The organism is Nocardioides sp. URHA0032 (assembly GCF_000620645.1).
In the GTDB taxonomy this organism is placed as follows: domain Bacteria; phylum Actinomycetota; class Actinomycetes; order Propionibacteriales; family Nocardioidaceae; genus Nocardioides.
The window spans coordinates 395,581-409,430 of sequence record NZ_JIAV01000015.1; the positions used below are offsets into that span (position 1 = coordinate 395,581).

Here is a 13,850-nt window from a genome sequence, read left to right on the forward strand (position 1 = left end):
GCATTGGCGTAGTCCCTGCCGAAAATGTCGTGATCGGGCCCCGCCGAGGACATGGTGGGCAGGGACTACCGTGCTCCGGTGACCCAGAGCGACGGCGAGGAGCTGGCCACCTGGCTGGAGGAGCTGGGGTTGGTGGACCAGCTCGCGGAGGCGGGACTGCCGACCTTCACCCGGGACGCCGGGGGGCGGGCCGTGTGGACCGAGCCGGACCGGCTCGAGGAGCTCGAGCGCGAGCTGCGCAGCGTGGGTGAGGAGCCCGAGCACGCCATACCCGTCGGGCTGGTCGTGCTCCGCCGCCAGGCGCGGCTGCGCACCCAGCTGCTCGCCACCTCGTGGCACACCTACGAGTCGCTGGGGGCGATGCGCGGGACGTCGGTGGACGCCACGCGGTTCGCGGTGCACAAGGCGGCCGCCGAGCACCGGCTGCTGGTGGTGCCGGTCGAGGAGCGGGCCGTCGTGCCGGCGTTCCAGCTCGGCCCGGACGGCGAGCTGCGCGCGGAGCTCGCCCCGGTGATCGGGCCGCTGCTCACCGCCGGGATGGACCCGTGGCGGGCGTGGGCCTGGCTGACCCAGCCGGCCGCGCTGACGCTCGGCCGCGCACCGGAGCAGGCGGCCGCGAGCGACCCGGACCTGGTGCGGGTCGCCGCGGAAAGACTGGCGGAGAGGCTGTCGCACCGGGCGTAGTGCGCTCGTGGACCAGCTGAAGGCAACCCACTCACCCGGGAGCTCACCATGACCACGATCGCCCTCACCCCCCGCTCAGCCCGGCCAGGTGCGCCAGCGTCCGGGCCCACGCGTCGGAGTCGGGGTCGACCACCACGAAGTGGTCGCCCTCGACCTCGACCAGCTCGGCGGCACCGCCGGCCGCGCGGGCGGCCTCGACGTACGCCCGCGACTGGCTGACCGGCACCGTGTCGTCGTCCCGGCCGTGGACGCACCAGACCGGCACGCCCAGCGGCACCATCCGGACCGGGTCGACACCCGCGTCGGCCGGGCCGGGCGGTCGGCCGAGGAACCGCTCGACCGCGCCGCCGCCGAGCCCGTCGTCGTACGCCGCCCGCAGGTCGAGCACCCCCGCCTGGCTGACCACGTGCGTGAGCCCGCCGCCCGCCGCCGCCCACGTCGCGAGGTGGCCGCCCGCGGAGTGGCCGATGCCGACGACGACACCGGCGCCGACCGGCAGCGCGTCGATCGCCGCCCGTACATCGGCGAGCGTGTCCGCGGCCCCGGTCCCGCGGCGGTACTCGATCGCCCAGGTTGCCCACCCTCGCCCGACCAGGCTCGGGACCAGCGGCCGGGCGTACTCGATGCCGTACTCGGGCTTCCAGAAGCCGCCGTGCACCAGCACCGCGACGCCGCGCGGCTCGCCGTCGGGCAGGGTCAGCTCGGCGTACTGCGCCGGGTCGTCACCGTAGCTGTGGCGTCCAGGGCTCACGGGCGATCCGGATCGGTCAGCCCAACGCGGCCGGCAGCGTGGCCGTCCAGGCGTCGCGCAGCTCGGCGAGGGGCACCTCGAACTCGCCGTCGACGGCGAGGACGTCACCACCGGTCACGCCCAGCGGGATGATCGGAACGCCGTGCCGGGCCGCCAGCTCGACCAGCCGCTCCGCCTCGCCGTCGGGCACGGTCACCAGCACCCGGCCGGTGGACTCGCTGAACAGCCCGACGAACGCGTCGCCGTCCATCGAGACCGAGGCGCCGACGTCGTGGCGCAGCGCGCACTCGACCAGGGCCTGGCCGAGACCGCCGTCGGAGAGGTCGTGGGCGGAGGTGAGCAGGCCGACGCCGTCGTGGAGGAGCCGGGCCAGGGTGGCCTCGCCCTCCAGGTCGACGCGCGGCGGCAGCCCGCCGAGGTGGCCGTGCACGACGTGGGCCCACTCCGACCCGGACAGCTCCTCCCGGGTCTCGCCGAGGAGGAACACCCGCTCGCCCGCCGCCGACCACGCCGACGGCGTACGCCGGGTGACGTCCTCGATCACGCCGAGCACCGCCACGACCGGGGTCGGCAGGATCGCGGTCTCGCCGGTCTGGTTGTACAGCGAGACGTTGCCACCGGTGATCGGGATGCCGAGCACCGAGCACGCGTCCTTGAGCCCGCGGCAGGCCTCCGCGAACTGCCACATCACCGCCGGGTCCTCTGGCGAGCCGAAGTTGAGGCAGTCCGAGATGGCGAGCGGGGTGGCACCGCCGGTCGCGACGTTGCGGTAGGACTCGACCAGCGCGAGCTGGGCGCCTGCGTACGGGTCGAGCAAGGCGTACCGGCCGTTGCAGTCGGTCGACACCGCGACGCCGAGGTTCGTCTCCTCGTCCACGCGGATCATGCCGCTGTCGCTCGGCTGGGCGAGCACGGTGTTCCCCCGGACGTAGCGGTCGTACTGGTCGGTGATCCAGGACTTGTCGCAGAGGTTCGGGCTCGCCACGAGGGTGAGCAGCGTCTTGCGCAGGTCGTCGCCGGACGCGGGCCGCGGCAGCGACTCGGCGGCGTCGGCCTGCAGGTCGTCCTGCCAGTCCGGGCGGGCGAACGGGCGGTGGTACGTCGGGCCGTCGTGCGCGACCGACCGCGGCGGCACGTCGACGACCCGCTCCCCGTGCCAGTCGATGTGCAGCCGGCCGGTGTCGGTGACCTCGCCGACGACGACCGCCTCGACATCCCACTTCGCGCAGATCGCCATGAAGGCGCCGACGTCGCCGGGCTCGACGACCGCCATCATCCGCTCCTGCGACTCGCTCATCAGGATCTCCTCAGGAGCGAGCGTGGAGTCGCGCAGTGGCACCCGGTCGAGCTCGACGTGCATGCCGCCGTCGCCGGCCGAGGCGAGCTCGGAGGTGGCGCAGGAGAGCCCGGCGCCGCCGAGGTCCTGGATGCCGGCGACCAGGCCGGCGGCGAAGATCTCCAGCGTGCACTCGATGAGCAGCTTCTCCATGAAGGGGTCGCCGACCTGGACGCTGGGGCGCTTGGCCGGGCCGTCGGCGTCGAACGTCTCGGAGGCCAGCACTGAGACGCCGCCGATGCCGTCACCGCCGGTGCGGGCGCCGTACAGGATCACCTGGTTGCCGACGCCGCTCGCCTTGGCGAGGTGCAGGTCCTCGTGGCGCAGCACCCCGACGCACAGCGCGTTCACGAGCGGGTTGCCGAGGTAGGTCTCGTCGAAGACCGCCTCGCCGCCGATGTTCGGCAGGCCCAGGCAGTTGCCGTAGCCGCCGACGCCCGCGACGATCCCGGGCAGCACCCGGCGGGTGTCGTCGGCATCCAGCGGGCCGAACCGCAGGGGGTCCATCACGGCGACCGGGCGGGCACCCATCGCGAGGATGTCGCGGACGATCCCGCCGACGCCGGTCGCGGCGCCCTGGTACGGCTCGACGTACGACGGGTGGTTGTGGCTCTCCACCTTGAACGTCACCGCGTAGCCCTGCCCGACGTCGAGGACCCCGGCGTTCTCACCGATGCCGGCCAGCATCTTGCCGGCCGGCGTCTCCTGGCTCAGCTCGGAGAACTGCTTGAGGTGGACCTTCGAGCTCTTGTACGAGCAGTGCTCGCTCCACATGACCGAGTACATCGCCAGCTCCGAGCTGGTCGGCCGGCGCCCGAGGATCTCGCGGATCTCGGCGTACTCCTCGGACTTGAGGCCGAGGTCGGCCCACGGCTGGTCTCGCTCGGGGTCCTGGGCGGCGACGGCGACGGTGTCGAGCACGGCAGCAATCTACCGGCCGCGTCACCGCGGCCCGCAGGGTCATCCACCCAGGGCCGGGAAGTCGATGGTCACCAGGTTCACGTCGGTCGGCAGCCCGGGCCCCGGCAGCCACTTCCCGGGCAGCTGTGCGCCGGGCACGACGACGCTCGCGAGCTCGTCGGGGACGTGCAGGCCGACCTGGGCCTGGTACGGCGCGGCGCCGTCCCGATGCACCTGGAGGATCAGGCCGGACGCGGGCAGCCCGGCCTGCGTGAGCTGGCCGAGCGGGAACACCGCCGACACCTCGACCGTGCACGGCCGGCCGTCGCGGATGATCTCCTCGTAGGTGTACGTCCCCTTGTTGGTCGTGACGACGCCGCTGGTCCCGTCGTCGCTCCGCAGCAGGATCGGCGCCGGCGGCACCTCGTGCTCGAGGTCCAGCGCGATGTCCTGCGGGTCGTCGGGGTCGACGCGCACCGCGACCGCGGCGCCGCGCTCCATGAGCTTCGGCAGGTAGACCTGCGGGACCGGGTGGGTGCAGACCGCGGTGTAGGAGTCGGAGCCGTCCAGCGGCACGACCTCCACCGTGACCTTGCAGACGATCCGCGCGCCGAGGCCCTGCTCGGCTCGGCCGGTGCTCATCGACGTCGTGTCGACGTCCTTCACGTTGCCGCGCGCGAGCACGCCGGTCTCGATCAGGTGCTGGTCGACGCCACCCAGGGCGCCCTTCGCCTTCTTGAACAGACCCACGACGCGGCGCTCCTCTGACCCGAGGGATCGGTCCGAGAGCCCGACCGTCGGGCACCTCAAACTAGTCCAGTCGGGGCCGACCTGCGCCGGCTACTTCAGGAGCCCGTCCGCGACGACCTCGAGCATCGGGCGTACGGCGGCCGGGTCCAGATCGCTGTTGTCGGCGATCGTGGCCACTCCGCCGACCAGGCGGGTGACCTGGATGACGTCGACGCCGTCGCGCAGCGCCCCGTGCGCACGGAGCTCGTCGAGGACGCGGCCGTTGGACTCGGAGAGCACCTGGCACTTGGTCCGGATGGGCGAGACCGGGTCGCCCATGGCGGACGTCAGCTTGGCCGGGCCGCCCTTGTGCTGGCTGATCAGGCCCACGTAGTCCTCGAACCAGTGGATCAGCAGGTCGCGGTCCGAGCCCTCGTAGGTGAGCGCCTTGTCGGTGGTCTCGGTGACCTTGTCGACCCACGACTGCATGATCGCGTCGAGGAGGTTCTCCCGCTTGGGGAAGTGCCGGTAGAGGGTGCCGGGGCCGACTCCGGCCCGCTTCGCGACCTCGTCGAGGGAGGCGTCGTACCCCTGCTCGCGGAACACCTCGCGCGCGACCTCGACGATGCGGTCGTAGTTGCGCCTGGCATCGGCACGCACGAAATCTCACCTCAGGGGTTGCTAAACGGAGACACTCTCCGTATTGTTCTTCAGGAAGCGGAGTCATCCTCCGGATCTACTGTACCTCGGCCCCTCGGGCCAGAACAGGACCTCACCACATGTCTCTGAACGCAACCTCCCCGGCCCGGGAGCTGCCGACCGACCTGCCGCCGAACGCCGGCCGCGTGGCCGCCGGCATCGCGATCGTCCTGGTCGCCCAGCTCATGCTCGTGCTCGACGCCACCGTCGTGAACGTGGCCCTCCCGCGCATCGGCGCGGACCTCTCCTTCGGACCCGCCTCGCTCTCCTGGGTCCTCAACGCCTACACCCTTGCCTTCGGCGGCCTCCTGCTCCTCGGCGGTCGGCTGGGCGACGTCCGCGGCCGGCTCCGGCTCTTCGAGATCGGCCTCACCGTGTTCGTCATCGCCTCGGCGCTCGGTGGGCTCGCCCAGACGCCCGGCCAGCTGGTCGCCGCCCGGGCCGCCCAGGGCGTCGGCGCCGCGATGGCCGCACCCAGCGTCCTCGCACTGCTGACCACGAGCGCTCCCGACGAGGCGGCACGCAACCGCGCGCTCGCGCTCTTCGGTGCCGTGTCCTCCGGTGGCGCCTCGATCGGCCTGCTGCTCGGCGGCGCGCTGACCGACGTCGGCTCGTGGCGCTGGACGCTGTTCATCAACGTCCCGATCGGCATCGCCGTACTTCTGCTGGCGCCGCGGTTCGTCACCGAGACCCGGCGCCGCCCCGGGAAGTTCGACGCGGTCGGCGCGCTGACCGCCACCCTCGGCGCGGTGTCCATCGTCTGGGCGCTGATCGGTACGCCGGAGCACGGCTGGCTCTCCGCCCGCACCATCGGCGGCTTCGCGCTCGGCCTGGTCCTGCTCGCGGTCCTGGCCCGCACCGAGGTGCGTCACCCGCACCCGCTGATCCAGCCGCACCTGGTGCGCAACCGGAACCGGGTCGCCGCGCTCGCGGTGATGGCCCTGATGATCGGCGCGAACCTGTCGATGTTCTTCCTGGTCGTGCAGTACGTGCAGCGGGTGCTCGGCTTCGGCCCGATGGCCTCGGGCGTCGCGTTCCTGCCGTTCAGCCTGGGCATCTTCGCGATGTCGCGGGTCACGCCGCGCCTGATCGGCACGCTCGGCCCGCGCACGATGATCCTCGTCGGCTCGGGCGCATTGGTCGTCGGCTACGCCTGGCTCAGCATGCTCGGCACGACCGACACCTACTTCGGCTCGGTGTTCGGCCCGATGACCATCGCCGGTCTCGCGACCGGACTCGTGTTCATGCCGATCACGGCGATCGTGCTCGGCGGTGTCGAGCCGGAGCACGCCGGCTCCGCGTCCGGCCTGCTGCAGACCACGCAGCAGCTCGGCAGCGCGGTCGGCGTCGCGGCCATCGTGTCGGTGTACGCCGCCGGCGCGGTCCCGGGCGAGTTCGTGCCCGGCCTGAGCGCGGCCTTCCTCACCTCGGCGGCATTCGCCGCCGCGGGCCTGCTGGTCGCGACCTTCGTGCTGCGACCGGCGCCCCGGCAGGCCAAGGTCGGCGTGGTCGAGTCCGACGAGGACCTCGTCGAGGCGGTGGCCGCCGAGGCGGCCTGACCACCGGCGCGTGGACTCAGCCGGCCCCTGCGAGAGCGGGGGCCGGCGTCCATGCGTAGCCGTCCCACCACCAGTGGCCGTCGGTGCTCACCAGCGGCACTCCCTCCACCGGGTCGGCGTGGAAGTGCGGCACCAGGCCGAGGAACGGCTCGACGCTCCAGCTGTCGTCACTCATGATCGTCTCTCCCCCCGCAGATGCGGATCCTCCTCTCACCAATGTGAGCTCATCGGGGGCGGTCGGCGCCGACTTGAGGAAACCTTGCGCGAACTTCGAGCCCGTCATTGTCGGCGATCCCTGTTACTGGTGTGACTGTTGAGGTTATGGTGGCCGGGCTTCCCCGCACCCTTGGAGTTCCGTATGTCTCGCCCGGCTCGCACCCTGCTGCGCCGCACCTGTGCCCTGCTCACCGGCGGCGCGCTCGCCGCCGCCACGCTCGTGGCGCTCTCGACACCGGACGGTGACGCCGTACCGGCCGCGAAGACCGCCCGCCGGGCGAACGTCGTGACGCCGGGCAGCCTCACCGGCTACGGCTTCGACCAGTGCCACACCCCCGACCAGGCGCAGATGGACCGCTGGCTGCAGAGCTCGCCGTTCTGGGCGGTCGGCGTCTACATGAGCGGCGCCTCGCGCGCGTGCCGTGACCAGCCGAACCTGACACCGGGCTGGGTGAGCGCGCAGCTCCGCAAGGGATGGCGGATCCTGCCGATCACCCTCGGGCCACAGGCGTCCTGCCAGCCGCGATTCCCCCGGTACGGCGACGACCCGACGATCATCCCCAGGCCCGGTGCCGACGGCCGGTACGGCAAGGCCCGCAAGCAGGGCAGCGCCGAGGCGGCCAGGAGCGTCGGGACGGCCCAGGAGCTCGGCATCGTCGCGGGCAGCACCCTCTGGTACGACCTCGAGGGCTTCGACCTGCGCAACACCCGGTGCCGCGAGTCGGCGCTGGCGTTCCTCAGCGGCTGGTCCTGGCAGATCCGCCAGCTCGGGTACGTCTCCGGCGTCTACTCCAGCGCCGGCTCGGGCATCAAGATGCTCGACGACGCCCGGTACAAGAAGCGCCCCGACGTCGCGCTGCCGGACCAGATCTGGGTGGCCCGCTGGGACGGTCGCGCGAACACCGACACCGAGGCGCAGTACCTGCGCTCCGACGGCTGGCGCCCGCACGCCCGGATCAAGCAGTACCAGGGCGGCCACGACGAGACGTGGGGAGGCGTCACGATCAACATCGACCGCAACTTCGTCGACGTCGGCACCGGGTCGGTCGCCGTACCGGAGAACCACTGCGGCGGCGTGAAGATCGCCTACGGCGTCTACCCCGTGCTCCAGCCGGGCACCGGCAACAACACGCCGCCGGCCGCGAAGGTGCAGGTCGTGCAGTGCCTGCTGCACGAGCAGGGGCTCTACAACGGCAGGGTCAACGGGATCTACAACGCCCGCACCCAGGCCGCCGTCCAGGCCTGGCAGACCAAGAAGGGCTTCCCGGTCTCGACGACCTGGAACCGGCGGAACTGGATGTCGCTGCTGGTCGCCGGCGACCGCCCGGTGATCAAGTTCGGGTCTGCCAGCCCGGCGGTGCGCCGGGTGCAGCGAGCACTCAACGCCGTCACGGACCGCTCGGTCCCGATCCGGGCCACCGGCGTCTTCGACAGCCAGACCACGACCGCGCTCGCGGCGTACCAGGACCGGGTCGGCCTCGACCCGAACGGTGTCGTCGCCGCGCCCACCTGGAAGGCGCTGGCGGCCGGTCGGCGGGGGTAGTCCCTGGCGAAAACGTCGTAGAACCGGTCGTTCGACGACATCCTGGGCAGGGACTACCCGGCCGGCGGGCCGACCAGGAGGGCGAGCCCGGTGAGGGCCAGCACCGCGACGAGGCCGGCGATCGCGCCGCGGACGGGGTTGCGGACCAGCCACGCGACGAGGGCCTCGACGCGACCCGAGGGAGCCGAGCCGCGCAGCCGCCACGAGGACCCGAGGGCGGAACGCCGCTCGGCGTACCTCTCGAAGACGACCGTGCAGAACGGCGGGACCGAGGCGGCCAGGCCGAGCAGCAGCCGGCCGCGCGACCAACGCTGATCGACGGCCAGGAGGAGGGTCGTGAGGCAGTACGCCACGAACACGATCCCGTGCAGCATCCCGAAGACCCGGACGCCCACGTCGGTGACATCGGTGTACTTGAGCACCATGCCGGTGAGCAGCAGCGCCCAGGTGACCGCCTCGGCGACGGCGACGCGGCGGAAGAGGCTCCCGGGGTCCTCGAGCGGGCTCATGAGAAGACGGACTCGGCGAGGCTGGTGAAGAAGCCGAGCCCGTCGGTGCCGGCGCCGGTCAGCGACTCGACCGCGTGCTCGGGGTGCGGCATCAGGCCGACCACGTTGCCGCGGTCGTTGGTGATGCCGGCGATGTCGCGCAGCGAGCCGTTCGGGTTGTCGCCGAGGTAGCGCGCGACGACGCGCCCGTCCCCCTCGAGCCGGTCGAGGGTCTCGTCGTCCGCGACGAACCCGCCCTCGCCGTTCTTGAGCACGATGGTGACGACGTCACCCTCGGCGTACGCCGAGGTCCACGGCGTGCGGTTGTTCTCGATCCGCAGCGACTGGTCGCGGCAGACGAACTTGCGGTGGTCGTTGCGGATCAGCGCCCCGGGCAGCAGGTGGGACTCGCAGAGGATCTGGAACCCGTTGCAGATGCCGAGCACCGGCATCCCCCTCCCGGCGGCGTCGATGACCTCGGTCATCACCGGGGAGAAGCGCGAGATCGCGCCGCAGCGCAGGTAGTCGCCGTACGAGAAGCCGCCCGGCAGCACGACGGCGTCGACGCCCTGCAGGTCGTGGTCGCCGTGCCAGAGGGCGACGGCCTCGTGGCCGCCGACGCGGACCGCGCGCTGCGCGTCGACGTCGTCCAGCGAGCCGGGGAAGGTGACGACCCCGACCTTCACGCCCCCTCCTCCACGCGGACCGTGAAGTTCTCGATGACCGGGTTCGAGAGCAGCGTCTCGGCCATCTTCTCGACCTCGGCCAGCACGTCGTCGGTCACCTCGCCGTCGAAGGCGAGCTCGAACCGCTTGCCCTGACGGACGTCGGTGACCCCGGAGAACCCCAGCCGGGGCAGCGCACCGTGGACGGCCTTGCCCTGGGGGTCGAGGATCTCGGGCTTGGGCATCACGTCGACGACGACTCGGGGCACGCGCCCAGTCTAGAAGACTGCGGCAGACTGTCCGCATGAGCATGCCCACCGGACTGCCCGGCGCCAACCCGCTCCGTCTGGAGTACCCCCAGTCGCTGGCCGTGTACGACGACTACGCGGCCGCACAGAAGACCGTCGACTTCCTCAGCGACAACAAGTTCCCGGTCCAGCACCTGATGATCGTCGGCACCGACCTCAAGCGGGTCGAGCGGATCACCGGGCGCCTGACCACCGCTCGGGTCGCCCTCGGCGGCGTGCTGTCCGGCCTCTGGCTCGGACTCTTCGTCGGGCTGATCTTCTCCTTCTTCGTCGACGACAGCATCCTCGCGATGCTCGTGTCGACGATGCTGCTCGGCGCCGTGTTCGGCGTGACCTGGGCACTGCTCGGCTACGCGCTCACCCGCGGCCAGCGCGACTTCTCGTCGGTGACGCAGGTCGTCGCCACCCGCTACGAGGTCCTCGTCGAGCACAAGGTCGCCGCCGACGCCCGCGAGCTGCTCGCCAAGCTGCCCGGCGCGCTTCCCAACCCGTTCCAGTGACGCCCCGGTCGGAGCACCCATGACCCACACCACCGCCCACATGTCGGTGTCCCTCGACGGCTTCGTCGCCGGCCCCGGGCAGACGTACGACGACCCGCTGGGCCGGGGCGGGATGGCGCTGCACACGTGGCACATCGGGTCCGACCTGCACGAGGTCGACCAGCGCTGGACCGACCGGCTGCTGCGCGAGCGCGGCGCGTACGTGATGGGGCGCAACATGTTCGGCCCGGTCCGCGGCGGCTGGGACACCTGGGACTCGGAGTGGCGCGGCTGGTGGGGCGACGAGCCGCCGTACCACGCGCCGGTGTTCGTGCTGACCCACCACGAGCACGCGCCCATCGAGATGCAGGGCGGCACGACGTTCCACTTCGTCACCGGTGGCATCGTGGAGGCGCTGCGGCTGGCCCGCGAGGCCGGTGACGGCGACGTGGACGTCGCCGGCGGTGCGTCGGCGGTGCGACAGGTGATCGCCGCGGGCGAGCTCGACGAGCTCACCCTCGACATCGTCCCGGTGGTGCTCGGCGACGGCGAGCGGATCTTCGACGGCAGCGTGCGGCCCGCGCTCGAGCAGCTCGAGGTCGAGCACTCACCGCTCGCGACGCACGCGCGCTACCGGGTCAGCTGAGCTCGCGCTTGAGGATCTTGCCGGTGGAGGTCATCGGCAGCGCCTCGACGAACTCCACGACGCGCGGGTACTTGTAGCTCGCCATCTGCTCCTTGCCCCACGCCACCAGCTCGTCCTCGGTGATCGCGGCGCCGCCGTTCAGGATCACGACCGCCTTGATCTCCTCGCCATGGCTCTCGTGGGGTACGCCGATGACCGCGGCCAGCGAGACGGCCTCGTGGGTCATCAGGACCTCCTCGATCTCGCGCGGGTACACGTTGTAGCCGCCACGGATGATCATGTCCTTGGACCGGTCGACGATGTAGTACCAGCCGTCCTCGTCGCGGCGGCCCAGGTCGCCGGAGCGGAACCAGCCGTCGCGGATCGCCTCGTCGGTGGCGTCGGGCCGGCCGTAGTAGCCCTTCATGATGTTGTGGCCCTTGATCGCGATCTCGCCGATCGCGTCCTCACCGGTCACCTCGTTCCACTCCGGGTCGATGAGCTTCATCTCGACGCCCGGGATCGGCGCCCCGACCGAGCCGACCCGCACCGGCTCGCCGTACTTCGAGAACGACGCCACCGGCGAGGTCTCCGAGAGGCCGTAGCCCTCCAGGATCGTGACGCCGAACTTCCGCTGGAAGTCCTTGTGCACCTCGACCGGCAGCGCCGAGCCGCCTGCGACCGCGACGCGGAGGTTCTGCGCGAGGGCCGAGACGTCGAGGTCCGGGTCGTCGGCGAGCGCACCGAGCAGACCCCAGTACATGGTCGGAACTCCGGCGAAGAACGAGATCTCCTCCTTCAGCATCAGCTGGAGGGCGGCGTGGGCCTCGAAGCGCGGCAGCATGACGACCGTGCCGCCGTAGGCGAAGGCGCCGTTCTGGCAGACCGACTGGCCGAACGAGTGGAACAGCGGCAGCACGCAGAGATAGGTGTCCGGGTGCTCGGCGCTCGCGCCGAACAGCGCCTCGCCGGACAGCGCGTTGTCGCGCATGTTGCGGTGCCGCAGCTCGGCGCCCTTGGGCTGACCGGTCGTCCCGGAGGTGTAGAGGATCACCGCGGTGTCGTCCTCGTCGGTGCCGACGGTCTCGAACTCACCGGACTGCACCGCGAGGGCCTGGGCCAGTGTCTCGGTGCCCGCGATCGGCGACGGCGCACCCAGGTCGGCGGTGATCGTGAAGAAGTAGCGGCAGTCGTCGGCCTGCTGGAAGCCGGCGTAGCCCTCCTGCGCCATCGGCAGATCCGGGGTGCCCTCGAAGCAGAAGTAGGCCTTGGCGTCCGAGTCGTTCAGGTGGTAGCCCACCTCCCGGCCCTTGAGCAGCACGTTGAGCGGTACGACGGTGGCGCCGGCCTTCAGGATGCCGAAGTAGACCACCGTGAAGTACGGCAGGTTCGGGCAGGTCAGCGCGACCTTGTCGCCGGGCTGGATGCCACGGGCGACGAGCAGGTTCGCGACCATGCTGGCGAACGAGTCCACCTCGGCGTACGACATGCGCGTGTCCCCGAGGACGATCGCGGTGCGGTCGGGGTACTGCGCGGCGCTGTCCTCGAGCAGGGACGCCAGGTTGTACGTCGTCATGCGTGCAACCTACTGCGAGATCACGCTCGCGGCCCGGCGCAGGTCGGCACGGACGGCGTACGGCGCGAGCAGCCGGAGGGGGAGGACGGTGTCCACCGTCGCCGTGACCTCACAACCGGTCGCCGTCTCCGCGAAGTCGAGCGTCAGCGCCGCGCTGATGCCGTGCCAGGTGCCGCGCTCGGTCCACCGGCGGGGCCGGTCGAGCTCGGTCGTCTCCATCAGCGGGCGGAGACCGGGACGGGTCACGTCCACCCAGGTCTGCCCGACCCGCGGCTCGCCGTCGACGTCCGCGACGCGGGCCAGCGACGACTGCCACTCGGCCCGGTTGCGCGGGTCGACGAGGTAGTCGAAGGCGACCTCGCGCGGCACCGGGAACGCGACGACTACCAACGCTCTCCCGTCAGGAGCTCGTACGCCTCCAGGTAGCGCGACCGGGTCTGCTCGACGACCGCGTCGGGCAACGGCGGCGGGGGCTCGCCGGAGGAGCGGTCCCACCCGGACTCCGGCGAGAGCGCCCAGTTCCGCACGATCTGCTTGTCGTACGACGGCTGCGACCGTCCCGGCCGCCACTCGTCGGCCGGCCAGAAGCGGGACGAGTCGGGCGTGAGCACCTCGTCGGCGATCACGGTCGTCCCGTCCGCCCGGGCGCCGAACTCGAGCTTGGTGTCGGCCAGGATGATGCCGCGCTCGCGGGCGATCTGCTCGGCCCGGCCGTAGACCGCGAGTGTCAGGTCGCGCAGCTCCGCCGCCCGGTCGGCGCCGATCGTCCGGACCACGGCGTCGTACGACACGTTCTCGTCGTGGTCTCCGAGATCGGCCTTGGTGGCGGGGGTGAAGACGGGCCCGGCGAGCCGGCTGCCGTCCTCCAGGCCCGCCGGCAGCGGGATGCCGCAGACCTCCCCGGTCGCGCGGTAGTCGAGCAGGCCGGAGCCGGTGAGGTAGCCGCGGGCCACGCACTCGACCGGGTACATCTCGAGCCGCTCGCAGCGCACGGCGCGGCCACGCACGGACGCGGGCACGTCGGTCGAGACCACGTGGTTGGGCGCCAGGCCCGCGAGCTGGTCGAACCACCACAGCGACATCCGGGTCAGGATCTCGCCCTTGTCCGGGATCGTCGTCTCGAGGACGAAGTCGAAGATCGAGATCCGGTCGCTGGCGACCATCAGCAGGTCGCCGTCCGGCAGCTCGTAGAGGTCGCGCACCTTGCCGCTGTGCAGGTGGGTCGCGCCCTCGACGGTCGGCGCGGGCGGGATGTTGAGCACGGGATCACTCTAGAAGGACCGCTGTTTGAT

16 protein-coding genes are annotated in these 13,850 nt (G+C 71.8%); 5 read left to right on the forward strand and 11 right to left on the reverse strand.

Going from position 1 to position 13,850, the window contains the following annotated elements; translation table 11 throughout:
* Nucleotides 1-78 precede the first annotated feature (78 nt).
* Nucleotides 79-684 carry a hypothetical protein gene (locus N538_RS0106465; RefSeq protein WP_155991984.1) on the forward strand — a complete coding sequence of 202 codons (606 nt, stop codon included), beginning with the start codon at nt 79-81 and terminating at the stop codon, nt 682-684.
* 64 nt (nt 685-748) lie between these two features.
* Here N538_RS0106465 and N538_RS24110 read toward each other — a convergent pair whose 3' ends face one another.
* The 4 genes from N538_RS24110 to N538_RS0106485 form a co-directional block, all read right to left on the reverse strand.
* Entirely contained in the window at nt 749-1,435 is a 687-nt protein-coding gene (locus tag N538_RS24110) for an alpha/beta hydrolase family protein (RefSeq protein ID WP_036569594.1), read from the reverse strand.
* A gap of 16 nt (nt 1,436-1,451) precedes the next feature.
* The gene (gene purL, locus N538_RS0106475; RefSeq protein WP_028636637.1) at nt 1,452-3,692 is read right to left on the reverse strand and encodes a phosphoribosylformylglycinamidine synthase subunit PurL; all 2,241 of its coding nucleotides are present in this window, start codon (nt 3,690-3,692) and stop codon (nt 1,452-1,454) included.
* Nucleotides 3,693-3,731: 39 nt separating this feature from the next.
* Nucleotides 3,732-4,421: a hypothetical protein gene (locus N538_RS0106480; RefSeq protein ID WP_028636638.1), complete on the reverse strand. Its 690-nt coding sequence runs from the start codon at nt 4,419-4,421 to the stop codon at nt 3,732-3,734.
* Between the two features lie 90 nt (nt 4,422-4,511).
* The gene (locus N538_RS0106485; RefSeq protein ID WP_028636639.1) at nt 4,512-5,060 is read right to left on the reverse strand and encodes a TetR/AcrR family transcriptional regulator; all 549 of its coding nucleotides are present in this window, start codon (nt 5,058-5,060) and stop codon (nt 4,512-4,514) included.
* Between the two features lie 119 nt (nt 5,061-5,179).
* Between N538_RS0106485 and N538_RS24115 the strand changes: the two genes are divergently transcribed.
* Entirely contained in the window at nt 5,180-6,658 is a 1,479-nt protein-coding gene (locus N538_RS24115) for an MFS transporter (protein WP_036569596.1), read from the forward strand.
* A 16-nt stretch (nt 6,659-6,674) separates the two neighbouring features.
* Here N538_RS24115 and N538_RS28335 read toward each other — a convergent pair whose 3' ends face one another.
* On the reverse strand, nt 6,675-6,833 hold the full coding sequence (locus N538_RS28335; protein WP_155991985.1) for a hypothetical protein: 159 nt from the start codon (nt 6,831-6,833) through the stop codon (nt 6,675-6,677).
* A 183-nt stretch (nt 6,834-7,016) separates the two neighbouring features.
* Here N538_RS28335 and N538_RS27270 point away from each other — a divergent pair, with 183 nt between their 5' ends.
* Nucleotides 7,017-8,417: a glycoside hydrolase domain-containing protein gene (locus N538_RS27270; RefSeq protein ID WP_051548863.1), complete on the forward strand. Its 1,401-nt coding sequence runs from the start codon at nt 7,017-7,019 to the stop codon at nt 8,415-8,417.
* Between the two features lie 53 nt (nt 8,418-8,470).
* On the opposite strand, the gene N538_RS0106505 is transcribed toward N538_RS27270, so the two are convergent.
* The 3 genes from N538_RS0106505 to purS are packed head-to-tail and all read right to left on the reverse strand — an operon-like array spanning nt 8,471 to nt 9,839.
* Nucleotides 8,471-8,926 carry a DUF3817 domain-containing protein gene (locus N538_RS0106505; RefSeq protein ID WP_028636640.1) on the reverse strand — a complete coding sequence of 152 codons (456 nt, stop codon included), beginning with the start codon at nt 8,924-8,926 and terminating at the stop codon, nt 8,471-8,473.
* Nucleotides 8,923-9,591 carry a phosphoribosylformylglycinamidine synthase subunit PurQ gene (purQ, locus tag N538_RS0106510; protein WP_028636641.1) on the reverse strand — a complete coding sequence of 223 codons (669 nt, stop codon included), beginning with the start codon at nt 9,589-9,591 and terminating at the stop codon, nt 8,923-8,925. The genes N538_RS0106505 and purQ overlap by 4 nt, the downstream gene beginning before the upstream one ends.
* Nucleotides 9,588-9,839 carry a phosphoribosylformylglycinamidine synthase subunit PurS gene (gene purS, locus N538_RS0106515; protein WP_028636642.1) on the reverse strand — a complete coding sequence of 84 codons (252 nt, stop codon included), beginning with the start codon at nt 9,837-9,839 and terminating at the stop codon, nt 9,588-9,590. Before purS ends, purQ begins: the two co-directional genes overlap by 4 nt.
* Before the next feature lie 35 nt (nt 9,840-9,874).
* Here purS and N538_RS0106520 point away from each other — a divergent pair, with 35 nt between their 5' ends.
* Together N538_RS0106520 and N538_RS0106525 are read left to right on the forward strand one after the other, a co-directional pair.
* Entirely contained in the window at nt 9,875-10,378 is a 504-nt protein-coding gene (locus N538_RS0106520) for a general stress protein (protein WP_036569599.1), read from the forward strand.
* A gap of 19 nt (nt 10,379-10,397) precedes the next feature.
* The gene (locus tag N538_RS0106525) at nt 10,398-11,003 is read left to right on the forward strand and encodes a dihydrofolate reductase family protein (protein WP_028636644.1); all 606 of its coding nucleotides are present in this window, start codon (nt 10,398-10,400) and stop codon (nt 11,001-11,003) included.
* Here the strand turns inward: N538_RS0106525 and N538_RS0106530 are convergent.
* From N538_RS0106530 to N538_RS0106540, 3 genes are read right to left on the reverse strand one after another with little or no spacing between them, the layout of a single operon-like run.
* Entirely contained in the window at nt 10,996-12,558 is a 1,563-nt protein-coding gene (locus N538_RS0106530) for a long-chain-fatty-acid--CoA ligase (protein ID WP_028636645.1), read from the reverse strand. The genes N538_RS0106525 and N538_RS0106530 overlap by 8 nt on opposite strands.
* Before the next feature lie 9 nt (nt 12,559-12,567).
* Nucleotides 12,568-12,948, reverse strand: a complete 381-nt coding sequence (locus N538_RS0106535; protein WP_028636646.1) for an SRPBCC family protein — start codon at nt 12,946-12,948, stop codon at nt 12,568-12,570.
* On the reverse strand, nt 12,942-13,820 hold the full coding sequence (locus tag N538_RS0106540) for a phosphoribosylaminoimidazolesuccinocarboxamide synthase (RefSeq protein WP_028636647.1): 879 nt from the start codon (nt 13,818-13,820) through the stop codon (nt 12,942-12,944). Before N538_RS0106540 ends, N538_RS0106535 begins: the two co-directional genes overlap by 7 nt.
* Nucleotides 13,821-13,850: the final 30 nt, after the last annotated feature.

Coding starts and splice junctions, on each gene's coding strand:
- N538_RS24115 (WP_036569596.1), top strand. CDS start 5,180: ATGTCTCTGAACGCAACCTCCCCGGCCCGGGAGCTGCCGACCGACCTG.
- N538_RS28335 (WP_155991985.1), bottom strand. CDS start 6,833: ATGAGTGACGACAGCTGGAGCGTCGAGCCGTTCCTCGGCCTGGTGCCG.
- N538_RS27270 (WP_051548863.1), top strand. CDS start 7,017: ATGTCTCGCCCGGCTCGCACCCTGCTGCGCCGCACCTGTGCCCTGCTC.
- N538_RS0106505 (WP_028636640.1), bottom strand. CDS start 8,926: ATGAGCCCGCTCGAGGACCCCGGGAGCCTCTTCCGCCGCGTCGCCGTC.
- N538_RS0106520 (WP_036569599.1), top strand. CDS start 9,875: ATGAGCATGCCCACCGGACTGCCCGGCGCCAACCCGCTCCGTCTGGAG.
- N538_RS0106525 (WP_028636644.1), top strand. CDS start 10,398: ATGACCCACACCACCGCCCACATGTCGGTGTCCCTCGACGGCTTCGTC.
- N538_RS0106530 (WP_028636645.1), bottom strand. CDS start 12,558: ATGACGACGTACAACCTGGCGTCCCTGCTCGAGGACAGCGCCGCGCAG.